Raw genomic sequence first — 21,434 nt, 5'->3', positions numbered from 1 at the left:
TCGCGAACGGATTTGCCGGCCCTCCGGTGCCGAGCAGTTCGCGAGCAAGCTCGCTCCTACAGAGGCCCGCTCAGCGATACCAGCGCGGCGTATACACCCAGTCGCCACCACCGGCACGGGGGAAGCGCCGGGTCAGGGACGAACCGACGATCACCAGGGTGCGCATGTCGACCATCTCCGGCACCAGCTCGCCCAGGGTGACGACGCGCAGTGCCTCCGCCGGGCGGCCGATGTCGCGGCCGAGCACCACCAGCGTCTCCGTCGAGCGGTGGCGGCGGACGATCTCCAGCGCGCGCCCCAACTGCCAGGGGCGCGCCTTGGAGATCGGGTTGTAGAAGGCCATGGCCAGGTCGGCGGCGCCGGCATGGTCGAGGCGCTTCTCGATGGTTTCCCAGGGCTTGAGGTTGTCCGACAGGGAAATCAGACAGAAGTCATGCCCCAGCGGCGCGCCGGCCTTGGCAGCCGCGGCGAGCGCGGCGGAAACCCCCGGCAGCACCTCCAGCTCCACGCCATGCCAGTGCGGGTCGCTGCTCTCGTGCAGGGCCTCCATTACCGCCGCGGCCATGGCGAACACACCGGGGTCGCCGGAGGAAATCACCACCACGCGCCGACCGCTGGCGGCCAGTTCGAAGGCGTGGCGGGCGCGCTGCATTTCCTCGCGATTGTCGGTGCAGTGGCGCACCTGGTCGTCACGCAGCGGCTCGGCCATGTTCACGTAGGTCTCGTAGCCGAGCAGGTCCTGGGCTTCGTCCAGCGCGCAGCGCACGGCGGGGATCATGAAGTCGCTGGCGCCGGGGCCGAGACCGATTACGCTGAGTCGTCCGCGCGGCTGGCCGATGCCTTGGGCTTCAGCTGGCGTGCTGGCGCGGTGCAGGTGGAAGGAGTCGCCATGCAGCGCGGCCGGCGGCAATTCGTTGTCGCTGTGGATAAACCTGAGCGGCACGTTCAGCTCGCGCGCGGCATCGGCCAGGGCCGGATCGGCCATGCGGCAGCGCGGCGCGACCACGGCGGCCAGCGATGCTTCGGCCAGACCGGCTTGTGCCAGGCCCTGGCGGATGCGCTCGGGCAGTTGCGAGTCCACCAGCGTGACGTGGGCGAGGACGATGCGCGGATGAATGCGCAGCTCGTTCTGCGCGATGTCCTCGGCGCGGGCATCGATACGCAGGGTGTGCGCGGCATCGTCGGCCAGCGGCAGGTCCAGCTCGTCCAGCCAGGGGGCGTTGCCTTCGATGCGCAGGGTGTCGCCGCCCAGCAGGTCAGAGACGAAGCGCTTGCCCTGTTCGATGTCCGCCAGCGCATAGCCCGGCGGCGGGTCGAGCAGGCAGGCACCGAAACGCAGTTCGCCACTGGTGGTGATGGCGGGTGTCACTTGCAGTGCGGCGGCCATCTCGCGGGCCATGCGGTTCACCCCGCCGAGCCCGCCGAGCAGCGGCACCACGGCGCTGCCGTCTTCGGCGACGGCCAGCACCGGCGGTTCGGCGCCCTTCTCAACGAGCAGCGGGGCAAGGGTACGAATGACGATGCCGGCGGCGCACAGGGCGATGATCGGGGTGTCGTTGCGGTAGAGCTGGCGCAGGGTATCGCCGAAGTTCGCGTAAGACTCGTCGGCGCCTTCAACACGGTCCTTCAGGCCCATCACGCGCGCCTGTGGATAAACGCTCTGCAGGCACCGGGCAGTGCCCAGTGCGCCCTGGCCGAGAATGACGATCGCGGCGCGCATCAGCCGTTCCACCGCTGGCCGGGGATGACGATCATCGAGAAGTACGGCGAGGCCATCGGGTCCACGTCGTCCAGCGCGACGATGCGCTGCTCGCGCATGGTCGCCCGTTCGACGTAGTGGGCGCCGCCGTCACGACCCAGCTCGCGCAGCACGCGGCGGACCTTGTCGAAATTGCGGCCGAGCTTCATCACCACGGCCGCGTCGGCGTCGGCCAGGCGACGCTTGAGTTCGTCTTCCGGCAACACGCCGGAGAGCACCGAGAGGCTCTGGTTGCGATACACCAGCGGCACGCCGAGCACCGCCGCACTGCCGAGCATCGAGCAGACGCCGGGTACGACTTCGGTGTCATACCGGTCCGAAAGACGGTCGTGCAGGTACATGTACGAGCCGTAGAAAAAGGGATCGCCCTCGCAGATCACCGCGACGTCACGACCGGCGTCCAGATGCTCGGCCACCTGGGCGGCAGCGGTGTCGTAGAAGTCGCTGATCACGCCTTCGTAGGTCAGCGGTGGTTCCAGCTTTTCGGTGGTCACCGGGTACACCAGCGGCAGGCGCTGCTGAGTTGCCAGCAGGTGCTGCTCGATGATGGCGAAGGCGTTGCCGCCCTGGCCTGCGTGGTGCTTGGCCTTGGCCACGAAGTAGCCGATCACCGGGGATGCGCGCAGCAGGCGCAACGCCTTGAGGGTCAGCAGTTCCGGGTCGCCCGGGCCGACGCCCAGGCCGATCAGGCGGCCGGCCATCACTCCACCTCCGTGGCGAGCGCGTTCACCGCCGCGGCCGCCATCGCGCTGCCGCCACGACGACCGCGGACGATCACGTAGGGCACGCCGCGGCTGTCGGCGGCGAGGGCATCCTTGGACTCCATGGCGCCGACGAAACCCACCGGGAAGCCGAGGATCAGCGCCGGTTTCGGCGCGCCGGCATCGAGCATTTCCAGCAGGTAGAAGAGGGCGGTCGGCGCGTTGCCGATCACCACCACGCTGCCTTCCAGGTGTTCGCGCCAGTGCTCCAGGGCCACGGCCGAGCGGGTGTTGCCCAGCTCGCGGGCGAGTTCCGGGACATCCGGATCGTTGAGGGTGCAGATCACCTCGTTGTGTGCCGGCAGGCGCGCGCGGGTGATGCCCTCGGCGACCATTCGCGCATCGCAGAGGATCGGCGCGCCCGCGGCCAGTGCCGCGCGGCCGATGGCGCCGGCGCCTGCGGAGAAGCGCAGGTCCTGCACCACGTCGACCATGCCGCAGGCGTGGATCACGCGCACGGCCAGTTTCTCCAGGTCGGCCGGGATGCCGGTGAGGTCGGCTTCGGCGCGGATGGTGGCGAAGGATTGGCGATAGATCGCCTGGCCGTCGCGGATGTAATCAAGCATCGATGGAGGCTCCGGGTGCGGCCAGCAGGTCGCCGGCGGCATCGAGGGAAAGGTTGCGCGCCAGCGGCTGGCCGAAGCCGGCCACGCCATCGGCGCGACGGAACAGGTCATAGCGGCCGTCGGCGACGGCCAGCAGGGTGTAGGGGGCGACGTGGGCGGCGGCGCAGGAGCGCGGGCAGCCACACAGGTGCACGCCGGCTGGTGGCGCGTGGCGCAGGCGCTCGGCGAGGCGCAGGGCATCGGCCTTGGTATCGGCCAGCCCGCGTGCACAACCGCTGGAGCCGCTGCACGCGACGAGGCGCGACAGGGGCTGCGCGGCGTCGATCACCAGGCCGAGGTTGGCCAGCGCGCCGAGTACGACGGCGGCATCGGTTGGTGCCACGTCAGGGAGGATCAGACTTTGCCAGGGCGTCAGACGCAGCTGTCCGACGCTGAAGCGCTCGGCAAGATCCGCGAGGCCGAACAGGGTGGTGCTGTCGAGTCGTCCGAGGACGAATCCCGCGCCGACCATGGTGCGTTCCGGCTGGCGCTGGGGTTGAATCCCGAGATGGCCGAAAGCCCTCGGTGGAGGACGTCGCCAGTTATCCACAGCGGGCCCGAGGTGCAGCGCGAAGGGCAGGCGTTGCTGCAGGCGCTCCAGCAGCACTTCATCGTGGAGCATCTCGCGCAGGTGGCGCATGCGCGTCTGGCCGTCGCCGGCGAGATCGAGGAACAGGTGCAGCAGGGCTTCCACCAGCAGCGGTACCTGCTCGGCGGCCACAGCGGCGAGGGCGGGCCGGTCTGTCTCGTGCTGTGGCGGACAACCGGCCAGGCCGAAGGCGAACAGCGGCGCCGCGTCGTCGGACATGGCTGACAGCCAGAGATCGTTGGGGTGTTCCAGCATCGCCAGCGCTTCGCCGGCGTCCAGCTGGATGCCGAACTTGGGTGACAGGTCGTGGAAGCGCGGGGTGCACTCCAGCAGGTCGAGCAGCTGGCGGGCCAGCGGGCTTGCATCGAAAGCACGGCGTGCGTCCAGGCCCAGCGCCGGGCTGACCAGCAGGTTGCGCACGTCGTCCGAAGCCAGTTCGCGCGGGCCGAGGCCGGCGGCCAGCAGTTCACGACTCAGTGCGTTTTCGGCGCCGGCGTGCACGCCGCGAATCTGCAGGTTGGCGCGGTTGGTCGCCTCCAGCACGCCGTCGGCATGTCGTTCGGCAGCCAGGGCGATGGCGCGCGCGGCGTTGGCGTCCAGTTGCCCACAGGGCAGCTTGATGCGGCAGATGCCGCCATCGCGGGAGGCCACGATGCGCAGCAGGCCGGGACAGGCATGCGGGCGGACGGGCAGGGCTGAGGAGTCTTGCACGGAGGTCACCAGGGCTGGGTCGCGGTGACCTGCGAATCCCCCACGGGGGACTTCACGACACCGATACACCCCGCTCGATGTCTGCACACGCGACTGGTTTCGTCGGCAGGTCTCCTGGCTGGCAGGTCCTCATCCAGCGCGGCCTTCCCGGTTGCCCAGTGGCCTGGCCGGCGGCACGGAACGTCGTTCTCGTGGCGCCGCATTGCGCGGACTCGCTGCTTACAGTTGCGGGGGCAGCCACGGCTTAACCGTGTTCCCTCTTCGGCTCTGAGAAACCTCGCCATCAAGGCGAAGCGTCCTACGAGCACCGACGAAGCGGGTATTATGCCTGCTTTGCCCGATGTCAGGAAAAGCCTGCCCGTCGGATCGATCGTCGCACCCTGAGGAATTTTCATGACGCCCTGGCTGACCATCGTCGGCATCGGCGAGGACGGCTATGCCGGCCTCGGCAAGGCCGCGCGCCGCGCCCTGCTCGCCGCCAGCGAAGTGATTGGCGCGCCACGCCAGCTGGCGTTGCTGCCGCATTGCCTGGGCGCCCGTCGCCAGGCCTGGCCGAGTCCGTTCAGCCTGGAACCGGTGCTGCGCCGGCGTGGAGAGCCGACCTGCGTTCTGGCCAGCGGCGACCCGATGCTGTTCGGTGTCGGCGCGAGCCTCTGTCGTCAGATTCCGTCCGAGGAAATGCTGGTGCTTTCCGCGCCGTCTTCCGCTTCTCTCGCGGCGGCACGAATGGGCTGGGCGTTGCAGGATTGCGCGTTGTTGTCGCTGGTGGCGCGCCCGTTGACCGCGCTTAACGCGCAGGTCCATGACGGCGCCAAGCTGCTGATCCTCAGCAACGACGGCAGCAGCCCGGCCGCCATTGCCGCTCTGCTGCGCGAACGGGGATTCGGCGCGAGTCGCCTCAGTGTGCTGGAGCATCTGGGCGGTGAGGCGGAGCGACGCATCGACGGGCTCGCCAGCGACTGGTCGCCGAGCGAGACCGCTGCGCTGAACCTGGTGGCTGTGCAGTGCGTAGCCGGCGTCGACGCGGTTCGTCTGCCCCTGACCATCGGCCTGTCGGACGACGCCTACCGCCATGACGGCCAACTGACCAAGCGCGACGTGCGCGCCGTGACCCTGGCACGGCTGGCGCCCAGGCCCGGCGAGCTGCTCTGGGACGTGGGCGCCGGCTGCGGCTCCATCGGCATCGAGTGGATGCGCGCGCATCCGAGCTGCCGCACGCTGGCCATCGAAGCCAACGAAGGACGTCAGGAGCACATTCGCTTCAACCGCGACAGCCTTGGCGTGCCGGCGCTGCAACTGGTCTGCGGCGCCGCGCCGGAAGCGTTGCAGGGACTGGAGCGCCCGGACGCGATCTTCATCGGTGGTGGTGTAACCCTGCCCGGCGTCTTCGAGCAGTGCTGGGAGCAACTCAAGCCTGGCGGCCGCCTGGTGGCCAACGCCGTTACCCTGCAGAGCGAGTCCATGCTGTTGAGCTGGCGCGCCCGCATCGGCGGCGAGCTGACCCGCCTGTCGGTGTCCCAGGCCCAGCCGTTGGGCGGCTTCGACACCTGGCGCGCGGCGCTGCCGATCACCCTGCTGGAAGTCTGGAAGCCGCTGGCCGAGTGAGCATGCGCGAAGAAACCCCGGAGCAGCCCCGCCCGCTGCGCAGCGGCTACACCACTGGCAGTTGCGCCACGGCCACCAGCCTGGCGGCGGCGCGCCTGCTGCTCACCGGAGAAGCGCTGGATGCCGCGCAGATCGTCCTGCCGAAAGAGCGCAGCGCAACGCTGCGCCTGGAATTCTGCCGGCGCACCGCCGAGGGCGCCGAGGCCGGCACGCTGAAGGATGCCGGCGACGACCCGGACGTTACCCATGGTGCGCTGGTGTTCGCCCGTGTCGCGCTGAGCGATGAGCCGGGTGTGCGCTTTCATGCCGGGGATGGTGTCGGCACGGTGACCAAGCCCGGCCTGGTACTGCCGGTGGGCGAGCCGGCGATCAACCCGGTGCCGCGGCAGATGATGCAGGGCAACCTCGCTGCGCTGGCGGCCGAGTGTGGCTATGCCGGCGGCTTCGAGGTGACGATCCATATCGAGGGCGGTGCCGAGCTGGCGCTCAAGACCATGAACCCGCGCCTGGGTATCCTCGGTGGCCTGTCGATCCTCGGCACCACCGGCATCGTCCGGCCATTCTCCTGCTCGGCCTACATCGCCTCGATCCAGCAGGGTATCGACGTCGCCCACGCCAATGGCTTCCGCCATCTCGCCGCCTGCACTGGTAACGCCAGCGAAGACGCCATGCGCCGTCGCTACGGCTTCGACGACACCGCGCTGATCGAGATGGGTGACTTCGCCGGCGCCGCGCTCAAGCACCTGCGCAAGGTGCCGGTGGAGCGTTTCAGCGTCTGCGGCGGCTTCGGCAAGATCAGCAAGCTCGCCGCCGGGCACATGGACCTGCACAGTCGTCACTCCAGCATCGACCTGCCGCAGCTGGCCGAGTGGGCGGCGGCAATAGGCGCTTCGGCGGAGCTGCAACAACAGATGCGCGAGGCCAACACCAGCCAGCAGGCGCTGGCGCTGTGCCGCGCCGAAGGCATCGCCCTGGGCGATGCGGTGTGCGCCCGCGCGCTGGCCTTTGCCCGGCGTATCGTGCCCCTTGAAGTCACGCTGGAAGTCTTCGCCATCGACCGCCAGGGCAACCTGGTGGGCGAGGCGCTGGAGGTACGATGAAACGCGTGCTCCTGCTGGGCGGCATTGGCGAGGCGCTGGCCATCGCGCGCCGTCTGGGGCCGCAGCATCTCTACAGTCTTGCCGGCCTCGGCAAGGTGCCGGATGACCTCGCCTGCGAGGTGCGCGTCGGTGGCTACGGCGGTGCCGAAGGTCTTGCCGGCTTCATCCGTGAGCGCGGTTTCGACCTGCTGCTCGACGCGACTCATCCCTATGCCGCGCAGATCAGCGCCAACGCCGCCCGCGCCGCGCAACTGGCCGGTGTGCCGTGCTGGGCGCTGCGGCGGCCCGGCTGGCAGGCGAGCGAGGGCGACGATTGGCGGGAGGTCGCTGATTGGGAGGCGCTGATCGAAGCGCTGATGGCGTTTCGTCGTCCGCTGTTCACCCTGGGGCGCGAGCCGCTGGAGCACCTGGACGAGATTCCCGCCCACCACCACTGGACCGTGCGCTGCCTGCAAAGCCTGCCCGGCAACGCGCGCGCCGACGTGCTCGGTGCACGCGGGCCGTTCACCCTGGAGGGCGAGCGCGAGCTGTTCACCCGCTTGGGCACCGACGTGCTGGTCAGCAAGAACAGCGGCAGCCAGGCCACCGAGCCGAAGCTGCAGGTCGCCCGCGAGCGTGGCGTGCCGGTGCTGATCCTGGCGCGGCCATTGCTGCCCACGGTGGATTGCGAGTTCGACAGCATCGACTCGCTGTGGGCTGCCTTGGAGGGGCGCCTTTTGTAGAAGCGAGCTTGCTCGCGAACCCATCGGCCTTCTCCGAGCCGCCAGTGCTTCTGCCACTGAGCCACGACGAAGGCTCTGTGGGGCGACCTGTTCCGGGGAGTTCACCGCTTCGTAGTGGTTCGCGAGCAAGCTCGCTCCTGCAGCTGTAGCGTCTCTTCTCCGCCGGCGCACCTGGCTCTATGCTGGGCTGCGCTTTTCACAGGGAGTGACCCCATGCTGCGAATCCTCGGCCGCGCTTCATCGATCAACGTGCGCAAGGTGCTCTGGACCTGCGCCGAACTGAACCTGGCCTACGAACGGGAAGACTGGGGCACGGGCTTTCGCCCCACCGCTTCAGCGGAGTTCATCGCTCTCAACCCCAACGCCATGGTGCCGGTCCTCGTCGACGGCGACTTCGTGCTCTGGGAATCCAATGCCATCTGCAGCTACCTCGCCACCCAGTATCCCCGGGGCGAATTGCTGCCCACCTCAGCGCGCGAGCGCGCGCTGGTGGAGCAGTGGATGGGCTGGCAGGCCACCGAGCTGAACAATGCCTGGCGCTATGTGTTCATGGCCCGTGTGCGCAGCAGCCCCAGCCATACCGACGCGTCCGCCATCGCCCTGAGCGAGGCGCAGTGGAACCGTTGCATGGCCCTGCTGGACCGGCAGCTGGAACGCACCGGTGCCTTCGTCACCGGCGCCTGCTTCAGCCTTGCCGACGTCGTCCTTGGCCTGTCGGTGAACCGCTGGTACCTGACGCCCATGCAGCGCCCTGAACTGCCGGCCGTGGCGGCCTACTACGAACGGCTGAGCGAGCGGCCGGGGTTCCTGTTGCATGGGCGTAATGGGGAGCCTTGAGCGAGTGCGGCACTACTTGGCCCAGGGGCTGTTCTTCATTCGAGCGAAGTTCGTCTTGGCGCTCCACAGGACAACCACCGGTTCGCCGGCACGGTTGGTCTCCGTGGCAGTGAGAAGTCCGTGCCGCGTTCTCCAGACCACCAGGTTGTTACCCGAAGGGTCCAGGCCGAAGTCGCCGAACCTGGACTCGGGCAGGCGCCTGGCGTTTTCAAGTCCGGTGGTCAGGTAGTACCGAAGCGGTTTGAATGAACTGGGTGGAAAGAGAAAGCGCACATGGCTCAGGCGTTCTTTCCTGAAGAAGAACACCACCTGGCTGGCGGGAATGTCAGCGAAGGCCGAGCTGATCGGCGCCAGGCAAAGGTAGTCGTCGTTACGAATGCGTTCCCGTGGCCCGAGGTCGCCGTAGCATCTCAGGCGATAGCCCTGGGATCTGTAGTGACTGATGATCTCGCTCTGGCTTTGCGCGGAAATCTGCGCGGGCGTCTCCATGAAGCCGGGGGCGTCGGTCGGGACCACCACCGGCGCGCTAGCCTGTGCGACGGCTGTCGCGGCCTGGCGGCGATGGCAGGCATCATAGGCATAGTAGGCGAGGGCTGCGGCCAAGCCTGCCAGCAGTAGTGTGCGTGTCTGCATGAAGAGTTCTGTCCTTGAACATGCCCGATCCATCGGCAGCCCACTTTAGCCAGATCGGCTCGCAGGTGACAGTGGCGCGCTTATCGGTCCATGCCTGACAACCCGGTGATCCTGCGGTAATCCGCTCCCAGCTCGTCTGCCAGTTTTTGTGCGCGACCAAGCCGCACCGCCCCACCCTCGATATCCACCAGCACCGTCGGGCAGCCCATCGGCCGCAATGCCGGCCAGTCGCGCAGGCGGCCATCGGTCAGTACCAGCAGGCGCTGGCGTTCGGCTGGCTTCTGTCGCTGGCGCTTGTCCAGCCATTCGCGGGCTTGCTCAAGCGCTTCGATCAGCGGGGTGCCGCCGCCGGCTCCAAGTTGCTCCAGCCACTCCTGCAGTTGACTCGATGCCTTCTGGCCCTGCCACAGCCAGCGTGGTTGCGTGCCAGTGGCGTGCAGCACGGCGAGGCGTGCGCGTTGGCGATAGGCCTGTTCGAAGGTGTCGGCGAGCAGCCCCTTGGCCTGGGCGAGGGCACCGTGGCGGCGGGTGCTGGCGGAGGCATCGACTACCACCAGCCAGAGTTCGCCGGGCTTGCGGCTGCGGGCGCGTAGCACCAGGTCGGTGCGACTTTGCGGGCGGCCGTTGCGCAGGGTGGCGGGCCAGTCGATGCGGCCGTGCTTGCCCTGTTGGCGGGCACCGTGGCGGCCGCCGGCGAGCTGGCCGGGTCGGGGGTTGGCATCCGCGCCTGGGGCCGGGCGCGGGCGGATGCTCAGGGCTTTTTTGGCCAGCCCGTCAACTGTCGGCGTTCGCCCATGGCGACGTTCTGGGCGGGGAGTTCACCCCATTGGCCTTCGCCGTTGGAGGCGTTGGACGGTGCTTGCGCCTGCCTGGAAGACGGTTGCTGCGGCGTTGCCGATGGCGGTGGTGCAGGGCGGCGACGATGGGCGAGGGCGAAGTGCTCCACCGCCTCGATGTCCTGTGCCTCGATGGCGTTGGCGCCGCGCCAGGCGGCGTGGGCACGGGCCGCGCGCAACCAGACCAGGTCAGCGCGCAGACCATCGACGCCGGCGGCGTGGCAGCGCTCGGCGATCTCGTTCAATGCAGCGTCATCCAGCGCAATCGCGGCAAGGCCTTGCCGGGCATCGGCGCAGCGCTGCTGCAGCGCTTGCTGTGCGCCTTGCCACTGGGCGAGGAAGGCCTGCGGATCGGCATCGAAGGCCAGCCGGCGGCGAACGATCTCGGCGCGCTCGCTCGGCGCCGGGGTGCCGTGCAGTTGCACCTTGAGGCCGAAGCGGTCCAGCAGTTGCGGGCGCAGTTCGCCTTCCTCGGGGTTCATGGTGCCGATCAGCACGAAGCGCGCCGGGTGGCTGTGGGACAGGCCGTCGCGCTCGATCAGGTTGACCCCGCTGGCGGCCACGTCGAGCAGCAGGTCGACGAGGTGGTCGGGCAGCAGGTTCACTTCATCCACATAGAGCACGCCGCCGTGGGCATGGGCCAGTACACCGGGCGAGAACTGCGCGCGGCCTTCACCCAGCGCCGCGTCCAGGTCGAGGGTGCCGACGATGCGCTCCTCGCTGGCGCCCAGCGGCAGGGTGACGAAGCGCCCGCCGTCCAGCAGGTCGGCGACGCCGCGCGCCAGGGTGGATTTGGCCATGCCGCGCGGCCCTTCGATCAGCACGCCGCCGATGGCCGGATCGATGGCCGCCAGGCACAGGGCCAGCTTCAGCTCATCGGCGCCGACGACGGCAGCCAGTGGGAAATGGGGAAGGGCGCTCATGGGGATTTCCTGCGGATTTCGTCCGTGCATGGTAGCGAACCGGGCGTAGGAGGTGCGACCAATGTCGATCAGCTCCATAGAGCCAAGTCATTGATCGATGCCTCGCGATGCAGTAACTTGGCTCCACTTCCACGGAGAACATCATGCCGTCCAGCCTGTCCATCCAGTCCCTCGCCCGCCTCGGTGCCATTGGCTCCGTGGTCGCTCGCGCGCAGGTCCTGGCCGCTGCTGCCGGTTATTTCTTCTATGGGTATTGGTTTAGCCAAAGGCGCGCCTGATACCCCACAGGCGCCCTAGCAAGCAGGGTCGCCAACCAGACAGTTTCCCAAAACCCCGGTCGGCAACCCGACCGGGGTTTTTGTTTTTCAAGGCCCACAAGGCCCAACGCATTGAAACGAGCGAAAACGCTCAGACCGAGGATCGACACATGACCGCCTACACCACCGACTACCGCTATTACCGCAACTCCGACTGGCGATTTAGCAGCGCGCTGCGTGCCACCCAACGAGCCTTGCCACGAACACTTAGATAGAGCGCCGAGCGCGGAACGACCACCGCGCCGGCCAAGGATGCCAGTCAGATGAACGCTTCCACCTCCACCCTGATCCGTCCCGAACACGCAGCCACCGCCGAAGTCCTCGACCTCCCGCTGCCCTCCGCTCGCCGCCGCGAACAGCCGCTGCCGAGCCCTGCCGAACTGCGCCAGCGCCTACCGCTGTCCGCCGCCATGGCCCACCGCGTCCGCGAAGGCCGCGAAGCGATCCGCGCCGTCCTCGATGGCCGCGATCCACGCCTGCTGGTAGTGATCGGCCCCTGCTCGCTGCACGACCCTGTCTCCGCCCTCGAATACGCCGACCGCCTCGCCGAACTCGCCCCGCAGGTGAACGACCAGTTGCTGCTGGTGATGCGCGCCTACGTCGAGAAACCGCGCACCACCATCGGCTGGAAAGGCCTGGTCTACGACCCGCAACTGGACGGCACTGGCGACATGGCCGGCGGCCTGGAACTGTCGCGCCGGCTGATGCTGGGCATGCTCGAACGCGGCCTGCCGGTTGCCACCGAATTGCTGCAACCGCTGGTGGCCGGCTACTTCGACGACCTGCTGGGCTGGGCCGCCATCGGCGCACGCACCAGCGAATCCCAGGTGCACCGCGAGATGGTCAGCGGCCTCGAACTGCCGGTGGGCTTCAAGAACGGCACCGACGGCAGCATCGGCATCGCCACCGACGCCATGCGCTCGGCAGCGCACCCGCACCAGCACTTCGGCATCGATGCGCTGGGCCGGCCTTCGCTGGTGCAGACCCAGGGCAACCCGGACACCCATCTGGTGCTGCGCGGCGGCCACGCCGGGCCGAACTTCGACGCGGCCAGCGTGCAGCAGATTCGCCAGGGACTGGAGAAGCTCGGCCTGGAACCGAGCATCATGGTGGATTGCAGCCACGCCAACAGCGGCAAGGACCCGCTGCGCCAGCCGGCGGTGCTGGACAGCGTGCTCGACCAGCGCATCGCCGGCGACGCTTCGCTGCGTGGTGTGATGCTGGAGAGTCATCTGTTCGACGGCTGCCAGCCGCTGTCCGGCGAGCTGCGCTACGGTGTGTCGATCACTGATGGTTGCCTGGGCTGGAGCGGCACCGAGGCGCTTTTGCTGAACGCGGCCGAGCGCCTGCGTCGCGGCTGATATCAGCGCCCCCTGTAGGAGCGGGCCACGCCCGCGATTCGCGCGCATGGCGCGCTCCTACAGGGAGGCACTCCGGATGTATTCTGCTCCGGGAGTTAGCAGGGATGCCAATGTGATGAGCGACAGAAGGGTCCTGGTGCGTACGACGTTCATGGGATATGCCAGCCTGATCGTCGCATTACCGTTGATGCTGATCTCCACCGTGAAGTTCTCCTCTGGTGAGCTGGTGGCAGGCATTTCGCTCGCCGGGCTGGGAGCGCCGCTGATGTTGGTGACGTTTCTTTGCCTGCTCCGTCGGAGCAAGCCCTTCCTCGACGTATTGTCCCAGCCTCTGTGCCGCGGCCTTTATCTGGCCAGCTTTGCCTTGGCCGCTACGCTGTTCTGGCTGACGGAAGGCTGGTGCTATGCCCTACCGTCGTTATTGAGTGCTTATCTGTTTCTCTTCAGAGAGGAATGGATGTATCGATGGTTTTTGCGCTGGGGGCCGATTTTCTGATCGACTCGATGCAGGGAGTGCTGCGGAATGTGGGAAGTGCTGGATGCGTTGCTGGAGCCATTTTACGGCCCGGCGCTTTATGCGGTGGGCTGGCCGGTCGTGAAGGTGCTGACGCTGGGGCGTTATCCGCAGCCGGGGCTGTCCCGCTCCTACTGCATGGAAGCGCAATGGGTACGCGGCGTGGGAGTGACTCTTCTGGTCCTGCTGGGCGCGTCGGCGCTTGGCCTGTTCTCGGGCTGAACTGCCAGGCGGACTGATGGGTATCGCTTCGCTCCACGCCATCCTACGAAAGCTGGAAATCCCTCACTGCTCTTCGCTGTCCACCAGCAGGTTTTCCAGCGTCTCCCGATACTCCCCCGGCTCCTCCCACAACCCGCGCTGTTGCGCTTCCACCAGGCGTTCGGCGATGTCGCGCAGGGCTTCGGGGTTGTGCTGGCGGATGAATTCGCGGGTGTCGTCGTCCAGCAGGTAGGCGTCGGCCAGCAGGCGGTACTGGTGGTCGTCCACCAGCTCGCTGGTGGCGTCGAAGGCGAACAGGTAGTCCACCGTGGCGGCGAGTTCGAAGGCGCCCTTGTAGCCGTGGCGCTTCATGCCGGCGATCCATTTCGGATTCACCGCGCGCGAGCGGACCACGCGGCCGAGTTCTTCCTTCAGGGTACGGACGCGTGGGTTGTCCGGCTGACTGTGGTCGCCGTGGTAGCTGGAAAGTGACTGGCCCTGGATCACCTCGGCGGCGGCCAGCATGCCGCCCTGGAACTGGTAGTAGTCGTTGGAATCGAGGATGTCGTGCTCGCGGTTGTCCTGGTTGTGCAGCACCGCCTGCAGGCCGGACAGGCGCTGGGCGAAGCGCTCGCGCGCCGGCGTACCGTCATCGCCGGCACCGTAGGCGTAGCCGCCCCAGTTCAGGTAGGCCTCGGCGAGGTCGGCGCGGCTGTCCCACTGGCGGGATTCGATCACGCCCTGCACGCCGGCACCGTACGCACCGGGTTGCGCACCGAAGATGCGCCAGCCAGCCTGGCGGCGGGCCTCGTCGACGTCCAGGCCTTCGCTTAGCAGGCGAGATTGATCAGCACGCACGCGAGCCGCCAGCGGGTTCAGATCGTCCGGCTCATCCAGTGCGGCGACGGCTTGCACGGCGGCGTCGAACAGGCGGATCAGGTTGGCGAAGGCGTCGCGGAAGAAGCCCGACACCCGCAGCGTCACGTCCACCCTTGGGCGGTCGAGCAGGCTGATCGGCAGGATCTCGAAATCCTCCACGCGCTGGCTGCCGGCCTGCCACACCGGGCGCACGCCGAGCAGCGCCAGCGCCTGGGCGATATCGTCGCCACCGGTGCGCATGGTCGCGGTGCCCCACACCGACAGGCCGAGCTGGCGCAGGTGGTCGCCATGGTCCTGCAGGTGGCGTTCGAGCAGGCGGCTGGCGGACTGGAAGCCGAGGCGGAAGGCGGTAGGCGTGGGCAGGTTGCGCACGTCGACGGTGAAGAAGTTGCGCCCGGTGGGCAGCACGTCGACCCGCCCGCGACTGGGCGCACCGCTGGGGCCGGGCGGGACGAAGCGGCCGGCGAGGCCGGCGAGCAGGTGACCGATTTCGCTGGCGCCGCAGGCGTCGAGGGCCGGCGCGATCTGCTGGTGCAGTTGTGCAAGGACCGCCGCGCTGGCGCTGCCGGGCGCGCTGACCAAGCCATCGATCAGGCGCAGGGCGAACAGCTCCAGGCGCTCGCGGGTGTCACCGTTACTGCGCCAGGGTTCGTCACTCACGGCGAGCAAATCGTCTGGGCGCGGACCTTCCCACGGCTCGGCGAAAGCTTCGTCCAGCGGGTCGCGGCCGAGCTTCAGGTCTTCGCTCAGCGCGCGCAGCAGGCTGGCGTTGCCGCCGCGTCCATCGCCACGCGGGATGCGCACCAGCGACAGCAGGGTGTCACGGCGCAAGTCACCTGCGGGAGATTCGCCGAACACATGCAGGCCGTCGCGAATCTGCGATTCCTTGAGGTCGCACAGGTAGGCGTCCAGCTGCGGCAACCAGCTTTCCGGGTCGTCGCTCAACTGCAAGCCCAGCTCGCGGTCCAGCGCGGTCTCGCGTACCAGCGTGAGGATGTCGCCGCGCAATTCGTTGGCGCGGCGCGGGTCGAGCAGGGAGGCGTCGTAGTACTCGTCGGCCAGGCGTTCGAGGTCGCGCAGCGGGCCGTAGTTTTCCGCGCGGGTCAGTGGCGGCATTAGGTGGTCGATGATCACCGCCTGGGCGCGGCGCTTGGCCTGCGCGCCTTCACCGGGGTCGTTGACGATGAACGGGTAGAGGTTCGGCAGCGGGCCGAGGATCGCGTCCGGCCAGCATTCTTCCGAGAGCCCGACGCCCTTGCCGGGCAACCATTCGAGGTTGCCGTGCTTGCCGACATGGACCAGCGCGTCGGCGCCGAACACCTCCCGCAGCCAGAAGTAGAAGGCGAGGTAGCCGTGGGGCGGTACCAGCGACGGATCGTGGTAGATCGCCGCGGCGTCCAGCTGGTAGCCGCGCGCCGGCTGGATGCCGACGAAGCCGAGGCCCAGGCGCAGGCCGGCGACCATCATCCGGCCGCTGCGGAACATCGGGTCCTGCTGTGGCTCGCCCCAGCGTTCGCGCACGGCTTGCTGGTTGGCCTCGGGGAGGCGGGCGAAGCAGGCAAGGTAATCGTCCAGCGCCAGGCTCTGCGCGCAGGGGCGCAGGTCGAGGCTGTCGAGGTCGTTGCTGACGCCGCCGAGCAGTTGCTGGATCAGTGCCGTACCAGACTCGGGCAGGCCGGCAACCGGATAACCCTGGGTCTCCAGCGCGCGCAGGATATTCAGCGCAGCAGCCGGCGTATCGAGGCCCACGCCGTTGCCGATGCGGCCGTCGCGGGTCGGGTAGTTCGCCAGGATCAGCGCCACGCGCTTGTCGGTGTTGGCCTTGCGCGCCAGCAGCATCCAGCGCCGCGCCAGTTCGGCGACGAAGTCCATGCCCGGCCGGTGCGGCAGGTAGCAGACCACGTCGCTCTGGCTGCGCTCGCTGCGCCAGGCCAGGCCCTTGAAACTGATCGGCCGGGTGATGAGGCGGCCATCCAGCTCCGGCAGCGCGATGTGCATGGCCAGGTCGCGGGGGCCGAGGCCCTGCGGGTTGGCGCGCCAGAGGTCGAGGTTGTCCAGCGAGCAGATGGCTTGCAGCACCGCTACGTCGCGGCGGAACGGCCGCTCCTGCGGCGCTTCCGGGTTCGACTGGGCGAAGCCGGTGGTGTTGATGATCAGCTCGGCGTCGGCGCTATCGAGCAGGTTTTCCACCGTCTCCAGGCAAGCGGCTTCCTTGAGGCTGGCGACTGCGATGGGTAGCGGATTGATGCCCTGCGCCTGCAGGCGTTCGCAGAAGGTGTCGATGAAGCCGGTGTTCGCCGCCTGCAGGTGCGTGCGATAGAACAGCAAGGCGGCCACCGGGCACTCGGGGTGCCAGTCGGCCTGCCAGCGGGCGAGGTCACAACTGCCGGTCTGCGGGTGATAGAGCGCCACGCGGGGCAGCGTCTGCGGCTCGCTCCACGGATAGTCGCGTTGCAGATGGCGCGTGGCGAGGCAGGCGAAGAACTGCCGGGCGTTGTCCATGCCGCCCTGGCGCAGGTACTGCCAGAGGCGTTCGGCGTCCTGTGCGGGCACGTTGCACAGCGCGGTCAGTTCGGGGTCGGGCTTGTCGTCGCCGGGGACGGCGATCAGCGTGACGCCGCGCTCGGCCAGCGCCGCCAGTTGCTCCATGCCGTAGCGCCAGTAGCCGACGCCGCCGTGCACGGAGATCAGGATGACTTTGGCGTGCTGCAGCACCTCGTCGACGTAGAGGTCCACCGAGGCGTGGTTCTGCAGCTGCATGGGGTTGGCCAGGCGCAGGCTCGGGTAGTCCTCCGGCAGCTCGCGGGCGGCCTCGGCGAGCAGCGCCAGGTGCGAATCGCCGCTGCAGAGGATCACCAGCTCGGCGGGCGTCTGGGCCAGGTCGGCGATGCCGTCGTCGGGGACGAAGCCGCCGGGTTGGGTGCGCAGCAGGTGCATGGGCTTGCTCGATGGTGGCTCTTGGTAGGAGCGAGCTTGCTCGCGAACATTGCCCCGCTGCGGGGTTGGTTCGCGAGCAAGCTCGCTCCTACAAGATCAAGAGAGGGCTGTACGCAGCTCGTTGGCGATGGTGGCCTGGTCCAGTTCCTGGCCGATCACCACCAGGCGGGTGCTACGGGTTTCATCGCTGCGCCAGGCGCGGTCGAAGTGCTTGTCGAAGCGCTTGCCGACACCCTGCACCAGCAGGCGCATGGGCTTGCCGGGGATGGCGACGAAGCCCTTGATGCGCAGCACGGCGTGGCGCTCGACCAGCGCGTTCAAGGCGTCGAGCAGGGCGCGCTCTTCTACTTCCGGCAGGTCGACGTGGAAGGAGTCGAACTCGTCGTGGTCGTGATCTTCATGACCCTCGTGGTCATGGTGCGTCGGGCGGCTGTCGATGTGCAGCTCGGCTTCGGCATTCAGACCCAGCAGCACCGAGAGCGGCAGCTGGCCGGCGTTGGCTTCGACGATCTTCACCGCCGGCGGCAGTTCCTCGGCGACTTCGGCGCGGACGCGGGCGAGCGCATCGGCGTCGAGCAGGTCGGCCTTGTTCAGTACCACCAGGTCGGCGCTGGCGAGCTGGTCTTCGAAGAGTTCGTGCAGCGGCGATTCGTGGTCCAGGTTCGGGTCCTGCTTGCGCTGCTCGTCCACCTGCTCGGGATGGGCGGCGAAGGTGCCGGCGGCCACGGCCGGGCTGTCGACCACGGTGATCACCGCGTCAACGGTGCAGGCGTTGCGGATTTCCGGCCACTGGAAGGCCTGCACCAGCGGCTTGGGCAGGGCCAGGCCGGAGGTCTCGATGAGGATCTGGTCGAGGTCGCCACGGCGTGCCACCAGCTCGCGCATCACCGGGAAGAATTCTTCCTGCACGGTGCAGCACAGGCAGCCGTTGGCCAGTTCGAAGACACGGCCGACCGCTTCTTCTTCGCTGCAACCGATGGAGCACTGCTTGAGGATTTCGCCGTCGATGCCCAGCTCGCCGAACTCGTTGACGATCACCGCGATGCGGCGACCTTCGGCGTTATCCAGCATGTGGCGGAGCAGGGTGGTCTTACCGGCGCCGAGGAAGCCGGTGACGATGGTGACGGGGAGTTTGGCCAGGGTTTTCATGCGCGCCTCGCAAGCAGAGTTCGGAGGGCGGATGAAGGGCGCGCGCGCGGGTTCGCCGCGCAACGAAGGTCGCCACCGGATCACCCCGCCCGGTTGTCGTGATACTGGTCGAGGCAGGTCTCCTGGCTCACAGCCCTCTGGTATCTCTTCGCCTTCCCGCCCGAATCGGCAGTGGCGCGTGAAGAGACAGGCTGTTCACAGTTGCGGGGGCAGCCGTGGCGCATCCGAAGATTTCCACGTTCCCTCTTAGCTCCGGCCAGCGCCGGAGAACCTCGAAGGGAGGAAGGCTACGCAGCGATGGCGGGGCGGTCAATCGCCGGGGATCGGTTGACGCCTGTCGGCTGCCGTGGTCAGCTAGCGCGGTTTCAGGTGTCTCGCGCCACGCGCGCGAGGTGAAACGGGAAGCCGGTGCGTCCGCAAGGACCAGTCCGGCGCTGCCCCCGCAACGGTAAGCGATCGTAGGGTCATCAGTAGTCACTGTGCTGACGCATGGGAAGACTGACCCGCTTGGCCACAGGCCAACGTCGCAAGCCCGGAGACCGGCCTGGAATTCTTGCGATTTGGCAAACCCGCGGTGGGCGGGCGCAGGCCGTGGCGCGACCGTTCCGGCGCGTTCGAATGCGTTCAACCTCTGCGTTCTCTTTCTTTGATCTTCAGAGGGAACGTTCATGTCCAGCAGCACCCTGACGCACGCGTCGAGCACTTCCATCCCCCTTTCCAAGCGCATCAGCCTGGCCGTCGGCGCCAGCCTGCTCGGTGCGCTGCTGGTGTATTTCGCCGGCTTCTCGCATCTGGAAGCGGTGCACAACGCCGCCCACGATACTCGCCACAGTGCCGGTTTCCCCTGCCACTGACGCTGTTCTGAGTCCAATCGGCTGCGCGTCGGCCAGGCTGCGTTGGAGGATCGCCGTGGACTGCTCATTGACTGTAGTCAACTCCGCGTCCCCGGCGATCCTCCGCCTTGCCTGGCTCTAGCTCGCTCGATTCGAGAGTCCGGAAAAAATAGGAAAGGAAAATGATCAAACGTATCGCCCAGACCGCCGGTTTCGCCGGTCTGATCGCGGCGCTGGTACTCACCGTGGTCCAGTTGCTCTGGGTATCCCCGCTGATCCTCAAGGCGGAGACCTTCGAGAAGGCCGAGCCGGCCGCCACGCTGGTCGAAGAGCATGCCCACGAGCATGCCGATGGCGCTGCCGCTGGCCACCACCATGACGCGGAAGCCTGGGAGCCGGAAGACGGCTGGCAGCGCATCCTCTCCACGACCGGCGGCAACCTGGTGGTCGCGGTGGGCTTCGCCCTGATGCTGGCCGGCCTGTTCACCCTGCGCGAACCGGGCCGGACCTCCGAAGGCCTGCTCTGGGGGCTGGCCGGTTTCGCCGTGTTCACCCTGGCGCCGTCCATTGGCCTGCCGCCGGAGGTGCCCGGCACCGCCGCCGCCGACCTGACCCTGCGCCAGACCTGGTGGATCGGCACCGCCGCCGCCACTGCCGCCGGTCTCGCGCTGCTGGTGTTCGGCCGCAATTGGGCATTGCGCATCGTCGGCCTTGCCTTGCTGGTGGTGCCGCACGTCATCGGCGCGCCGCAGCCGGAGGTGCATTCCAGCCTCGCGCCGGAAAGCCTCGCCCATGAGTTCATCGTGGCCTCGCTGGTCACCAACGCCGTGTTCTGGGTGGCGCTCGGCCTCGTGGCGGCCTGGCTGTTCCGCCGTTTCGCGCCGTCGGCCTGATCCGCGCGTTATGCTCGACCCCCGCAGCCGGCCCCGCCGCCTGCGGGGTTTTGTTTTCTGGAGGTAGCGAATGACGCTGGTTGCCGGCCTGGGTTGCCGCCGAGGCTGCTCGCTCGATGAACTGCGCACACTGCTGCGGGCCACGCTGGCCGAAGCGGGATTTGACGAGTCGAACCTCACGGCGCTGGCCAGCGCCACGTTGAAGGCCGACGAGGAGGGACTGACAGCACTGGCCGCCGCCCTCGACCGGCCATTGGCGCTGTTCACGCCGCAACAACTGGCCGCTTGCGAGCCGCGCCTGGACCAGACATCCGAAACGGTCCGCATGGCCATCGGCGCTGCCAGCGTGGCGGAGGCGGCGGCATTGCTGCAGGCCGAAGCCCAGGGCGGCGAACCCGCCCGCCTGCTGGTCGGCAAGCGCCGTAGCGACCAGGCCACCTGCGCGCTGGCTTTCATCCCCGTCGAATCCGCACAGGAGCAGCCATGACGGTCTACTTCATCGGCGCCGGCCCCGGCGACCCCGAACTCATCACGGTCAAGGGCCAGCGGTTGATCCGCACCTGCCCGGTGATCCTCTACGCCGGCTCGCTGGTACCGCCGGCAGTGCTGGAAGGGCACCGCGCCGAACGCGTGGTGAATACCGCCGAACTGAACCTGGACGAGATAGTCGCGCTGCTGGCGCAGGCCCATGCCGAAGGCCAGGATGTCGCGCGGGTGCACTCCGGCGATCCCTCGCTGTACGGCGCTATCGGCGAACAGATCCGTCACCTGCGCGAACGGGGCATCGCCTACGAGATCGTCCCCGGTGTCACCGCGACGTCCGCCTGTGCGGCGATCCTGGGCTGCGAGCTGACCCTGCCGGACATCTCGCAGACGCTGATCCTCACCCGCTACGCCAGCCGGACGCGCATGCCCGAAGGCGAGTCGCTGGCGGAACTGGCACAGCACCGCGCGACCCTGGCCATTCACCTGGGCGTCGGCCAACTGGCGAACATCGTCGCTGAACTGCTGCCGCACTACGGTGCGGACTGCCCCATCGCGGTGATCCATCGCGCCAGCTGGCCGGACCAGGACCAGGTCACCGGCACCCTCGGCGACATCCTGCCCAAGGCTCAGGCCAAGGGCTTCCGGCGCACGGCGCTGATCCTGGTGGGCAAGGTGCTGGGGGCGGAGGGGTTTGCTGATTCGTCGCTTTACAGCGCGGAGCATGCGCACCTGTATCGGCCGTAGGACGAGGGACTTTGCCGTAGGAGCGCCCCATGGGCGCGA

At 68.2% G+C, this 21,434-nt stretch carries 21 protein-coding genes and 3 riboswitches; of the genes, 12 read left to right on the top strand and 9 right to left on the bottom strand.

Going from position 1 to position 21,434, the window contains the following annotated elements; all coding sequences use genetic code 11:
• Positions 1 to 70: 70 nt before the first annotated feature.
• The 4 genes from cobJ to cobG are packed head-to-tail and all read right to left on the bottom strand — an operon-like array spanning position 71 to position 4,434.
• A complete protein-coding gene (cobJ, locus tag UB43_RS21785; protein ID WP_045215274.1) occupies positions 71 to 1,720 on the bottom strand; it encodes a precorrin-3B C(17)-methyltransferase in 1,650 nt (549 codons plus the stop codon).
• The gene (locus UB43_RS21780; protein WP_045215271.1) at positions 1,720 to 2,460 is read right to left on the bottom strand and encodes a precorrin-2 C(20)-methyltransferase; all 741 of its coding nucleotides are present in this window, start codon (positions 2,458 to 2,460) and stop codon (positions 1,720 to 1,722) included. Before UB43_RS21780 ends, cobJ begins: the two co-directional genes overlap by 1 nt.
• A complete protein-coding gene (locus UB43_RS21775) occupies positions 2,460 to 3,086 on the bottom strand; it encodes a precorrin-8X methylmutase (RefSeq protein WP_045215268.1) in 627 nt (208 codons plus the stop codon). Before UB43_RS21775 ends, UB43_RS21780 begins: the two co-directional genes overlap by 1 nt.
• A complete protein-coding gene (gene cobG, locus UB43_RS21770; RefSeq protein ID WP_371319009.1) occupies positions 3,079 to 4,434 on the bottom strand; it encodes a precorrin-3B synthase in 1,356 nt (451 codons plus the stop codon). The genes UB43_RS21775 and cobG overlap by 8 nt, the downstream gene beginning before the upstream one ends.
• Positions 4,435 to 4,511: 77 nt before the next feature.
• Positions 4,512 to 4,752: riboswitch (cobalamin riboswitch) on the bottom strand.
• 66 nt (positions 4,753 to 4,818) lie between these two features.
• Here cobG and UB43_RS21765 point away from each other — a divergent pair.
• From UB43_RS21765 to UB43_RS21750, 4 genes are all read left to right on the top strand, one after another.
• Positions 4,819 to 6,030: a bifunctional cobalt-precorrin-7 (C(5))-methyltransferase/cobalt-precorrin-6B (C(15))-methyltransferase gene (locus tag UB43_RS21765; protein WP_045215265.1), complete on the top strand. Its 1,212-nt coding sequence runs from the start codon at positions 4,819 to 4,821 to the stop codon at positions 6,028 to 6,030.
• Positions 6,031 to 6,032: 2 nt separating this feature from the next.
• Positions 6,033 to 7,130, top strand: coding sequence for a cobalt-precorrin-5B (C(1))-methyltransferase (locus UB43_RS21760; protein ID WP_045215263.1), 1,098 nt, complete (start codon positions 6,033 to 6,035; stop codon positions 7,128 to 7,130).
• On the top strand, positions 7,127 to 7,852 hold the full coding sequence (locus UB43_RS21755) for a cobalt-precorrin-6A reductase (RefSeq protein WP_045215261.1): 726 nt from the start codon (positions 7,127 to 7,129) through the stop codon (positions 7,850 to 7,852). Before UB43_RS21760 ends, UB43_RS21755 begins: the two co-directional genes overlap by 4 nt.
• Positions 7,853 to 8,065: 213 nt before the next feature.
• A complete protein-coding gene (locus UB43_RS21750) occupies positions 8,066 to 8,689 on the top strand; it encodes a glutathione S-transferase family protein (protein ID WP_045215258.1) in 624 nt (207 codons plus the stop codon).
• Positions 8,690 to 8,701: 12 nt separating this feature from the next.
• Here the strand turns inward: UB43_RS21750 and UB43_RS21745 are convergent, their stop codons facing one another.
• From UB43_RS21745 to UB43_RS21735, 3 genes are all read right to left on the bottom strand, one after another.
• Positions 8,702 to 9,322 carry a hypothetical protein gene (locus UB43_RS21745; RefSeq protein WP_045215255.1) on the bottom strand — a complete coding sequence of 207 codons (621 nt, stop codon included), beginning with the start codon at positions 9,320 to 9,322 and terminating at the stop codon, positions 8,702 to 8,704.
• Between the two features lie 80 nt (positions 9,323 to 9,402).
• Positions 9,403 to 10,071 carry a VWA domain-containing protein gene (locus UB43_RS21740; protein WP_045215252.1) on the bottom strand — a complete coding sequence of 223 codons (669 nt, stop codon included), beginning with the start codon at positions 10,069 to 10,071 and terminating at the stop codon, positions 9,403 to 9,405.
• Positions 10,072 to 10,073: 2 nt separating this feature from the next.
• Positions 10,074 to 11,081 (bottom strand): ATP-binding protein, encoded by a 1,008-nt coding sequence (locus tag UB43_RS21735; RefSeq protein WP_045215249.1) that lies wholly within the window; start codon positions 11,079 to 11,081, stop codon positions 10,074 to 10,076.
• Positions 11,082 to 11,224: 143 nt separating this feature from the next.
• On the opposite strand from UB43_RS21735, the gene UB43_RS30120 reads away from it, so the two are divergent.
• The 4 genes from UB43_RS30120 to UB43_RS21720 all read left to right on the top strand — a co-directional run bounded on the left by UB43_RS30120 (position 11,225) and on the right by UB43_RS21720 (position 13,495).
• A complete protein-coding gene (locus UB43_RS30120; RefSeq protein ID WP_256205205.1) occupies positions 11,225 to 11,359 on the top strand; it encodes a hypothetical protein in 135 nt (44 codons plus the stop codon).
• A 302-nt stretch (positions 11,360 to 11,661) separates the two neighbouring features.
• Positions 11,662 to 12,759, top strand: coding sequence for a 3-deoxy-7-phosphoheptulonate synthase (locus UB43_RS21730; protein ID WP_045215246.1), 1,098 nt, complete (start codon positions 11,662 to 11,664; stop codon positions 12,757 to 12,759).
• 136 nt (positions 12,760 to 12,895) lie between these two features.
• Positions 12,896 to 13,255 carry a hypothetical protein gene (locus tag UB43_RS21725; RefSeq protein WP_156160471.1) on the top strand — a complete coding sequence of 120 codons (360 nt, stop codon included), beginning with the start codon at positions 12,896 to 12,898 and terminating at the stop codon, positions 13,253 to 13,255.
• Positions 13,256 to 13,282: 27 nt separating this feature from the next.
• The gene (locus tag UB43_RS21720; protein WP_045215242.1) at positions 13,283 to 13,495 is read left to right on the top strand and encodes a hypothetical protein; all 213 of its coding nucleotides are present in this window, start codon (positions 13,283 to 13,285) and stop codon (positions 13,493 to 13,495) included.
• Positions 13,496 to 13,558: 63 nt separating this feature from the next.
• Here the strand turns inward: UB43_RS21720 and cobN are convergent, their stop codons facing one another.
• Positions 13,559 to 17,290: a cobaltochelatase subunit CobN gene (cobN, locus tag UB43_RS21715; protein WP_045215241.1), complete on the bottom strand. Its 3,732-nt coding sequence runs from the start codon at positions 17,288 to 17,290 to the stop codon at positions 13,559 to 13,561.
• 96 nt (positions 17,291 to 17,386) lie between these two features.
• Positions 17,387 to 18,439 (bottom strand): cobalamin biosynthesis protein CobW, encoded by a 1,053-nt coding sequence (cobW, locus tag UB43_RS21710; RefSeq protein ID WP_045215238.1) that lies wholly within the window; start codon positions 18,437 to 18,439, stop codon positions 17,387 to 17,389.
• Between the two features lie 94 nt (positions 18,440 to 18,533).
• A riboswitch (cobalamin riboswitch) is annotated at positions 18,534 to 18,729 on the bottom strand.
• Positions 18,730 to 18,789: 60 nt separating this feature from the next.
• Positions 18,790 to 19,002, top strand: a riboswitch (cobalamin riboswitch).
• A gap of 105 nt (positions 19,003 to 19,107) precedes the next feature.
• Here cobW and UB43_RS21705 point away from each other — a divergent pair.
• The 4 genes from UB43_RS21705 to cobM all read left to right on the top strand — a co-directional run bounded on the left by UB43_RS21705 (position 19,108) and on the right by cobM (position 21,395).
• On the top strand, positions 19,108 to 19,293 hold the full coding sequence (locus tag UB43_RS21705; RefSeq protein WP_017521869.1) for a CbtB-domain containing protein: 186 nt from the start codon (positions 19,108 to 19,110) through the stop codon (positions 19,291 to 19,293).
• Between the two features lie 161 nt (positions 19,294 to 19,454).
• Positions 19,455 to 20,165: a CbtA family protein gene (locus tag UB43_RS21700; RefSeq protein ID WP_045215235.1), complete on the top strand. Its 711-nt coding sequence runs from the start codon at positions 19,455 to 19,457 to the stop codon at positions 20,163 to 20,165.
• 70 nt (positions 20,166 to 20,235) lie between these two features.
• Positions 20,236 to 20,652: a cobalamin biosynthesis protein gene (locus UB43_RS21695; protein ID WP_045215233.1), complete on the top strand. Its 417-nt coding sequence runs from the start codon at positions 20,236 to 20,238 to the stop codon at positions 20,650 to 20,652.
• Complete coding sequence (gene cobM, locus UB43_RS21690) at positions 20,649 to 21,395, top strand: precorrin-4 C(11)-methyltransferase (protein ID WP_045215231.1); 747 nt, start codon at positions 20,649 to 20,651, stop codon at positions 21,393 to 21,395. The genes UB43_RS21695 and cobM overlap by 4 nt, the downstream gene beginning before the upstream one ends.
• The last annotated feature ends 39 nt before the right edge of the window (positions 21,396 to 21,434 follow it).

The sequence above is a fragment of the Pseudomonas sp. 21 genome (assembly GCF_000955805.1).
Classification (GTDB): domain Bacteria; phylum Pseudomonadota; class Gammaproteobacteria; order Pseudomonadales; family Pseudomonadaceae; genus Pseudomonas.
The sequence above is the reverse complement of the archived record's forward strand: the minus strand, read 5'-3'. Positions and strand labels throughout refer to the sequence as shown.

Bases quoted from the DNA above. Each gene is read 5' to 3' on its own strand.
- cobM (WP_045215231.1), top strand. From the start codon at position 20,649: ATGACGGTCTACTTCATCGGCGCCGGCCCCGGCGACCCCGAACTCATC.
- UB43_RS21705 (WP_017521869.1), top strand. From the start codon at position 19,108: ATGTCCAGCAGCACCCTGACGCACGCGTCGAGCACTTCCATCCCCCTT.
- UB43_RS30120 (WP_256205205.1), top strand. From the start codon at position 11,225: ATGCCGTCCAGCCTGTCCATCCAGTCCCTCGCCCGCCTCGGTGCCATT.
- UB43_RS21775 (WP_045215268.1), bottom strand. From the start codon at position 3,086: ATGCTTGATTACATCCGCGACGGCCAGGCGATCTATCGCCAATCCTTC.
- UB43_RS21745 (WP_045215255.1), bottom strand. From the start codon at position 9,322: ATGCAGACACGCACACTACTGCTGGCAGGCTTGGCCGCAGCCCTCGCC.
- UB43_RS21730 (WP_045215246.1), top strand. From the start codon at position 11,662: ATGAACGCTTCCACCTCCACCCTGATCCGTCCCGAACACGCAGCCACC.
- cobW (WP_045215238.1), bottom strand. From the start codon at position 18,439: ATGAAAACCCTGGCCAAACTCCCCGTCACCATCGTCACCGGCTTCCTC.
- UB43_RS21780 (WP_045215271.1), bottom strand. From the start codon at position 2,460: ATGGCCGGCCGCCTGATCGGCCTGGGCGTCGGCCCGGGCGACCCGGAA.
- cobN (WP_045215241.1), bottom strand. From the start codon at position 17,290: ATGCACCTGCTGCGCACCCAACCCGGCGGCTTCGTCCCCGACGACGGC.
- UB43_RS21735 (WP_045215249.1), bottom strand. From the start codon at position 11,081: ATGAGCGCCCTTCCCCATTTCCCACTGGCTGCCGTCGTCGGCGCCGAT.
- UB43_RS21765 (WP_045215265.1), top strand. From the start codon at position 4,819: ATGACGCCCTGGCTGACCATCGTCGGCATCGGCGAGGACGGCTATGCC.
- UB43_RS21755 (WP_045215261.1), top strand. From the start codon at position 7,127: ATGAAACGCGTGCTCCTGCTGGGCGGCATTGGCGAGGCGCTGGCCATC.
- UB43_RS21760 (WP_045215263.1), top strand. From the start codon at position 6,033: ATGCGCGAAGAAACCCCGGAGCAGCCCCGCCCGCTGCGCAGCGGCTAC.
- cobJ (WP_045215274.1), bottom strand. From the start codon at position 1,720: ATGCGCGCCGCGATCGTCATTCTCGGCCAGGGCGCACTGGGCACTGCC.
- UB43_RS21720 (WP_045215242.1), top strand. From the start codon at position 13,283: ATGTGGGAAGTGCTGGATGCGTTGCTGGAGCCATTTTACGGCCCGGCG.
- UB43_RS21695 (WP_045215233.1), top strand. From the start codon at position 20,236: ATGACGCTGGTTGCCGGCCTGGGTTGCCGCCGAGGCTGCTCGCTCGAT.
- UB43_RS21700 (WP_045215235.1), top strand. From the start codon at position 19,455: ATGATCAAACGTATCGCCCAGACCGCCGGTTTCGCCGGTCTGATCGCG.
- UB43_RS21750 (WP_045215258.1), top strand. From the start codon at position 8,066: ATGCTGCGAATCCTCGGCCGCGCTTCATCGATCAACGTGCGCAAGGTG.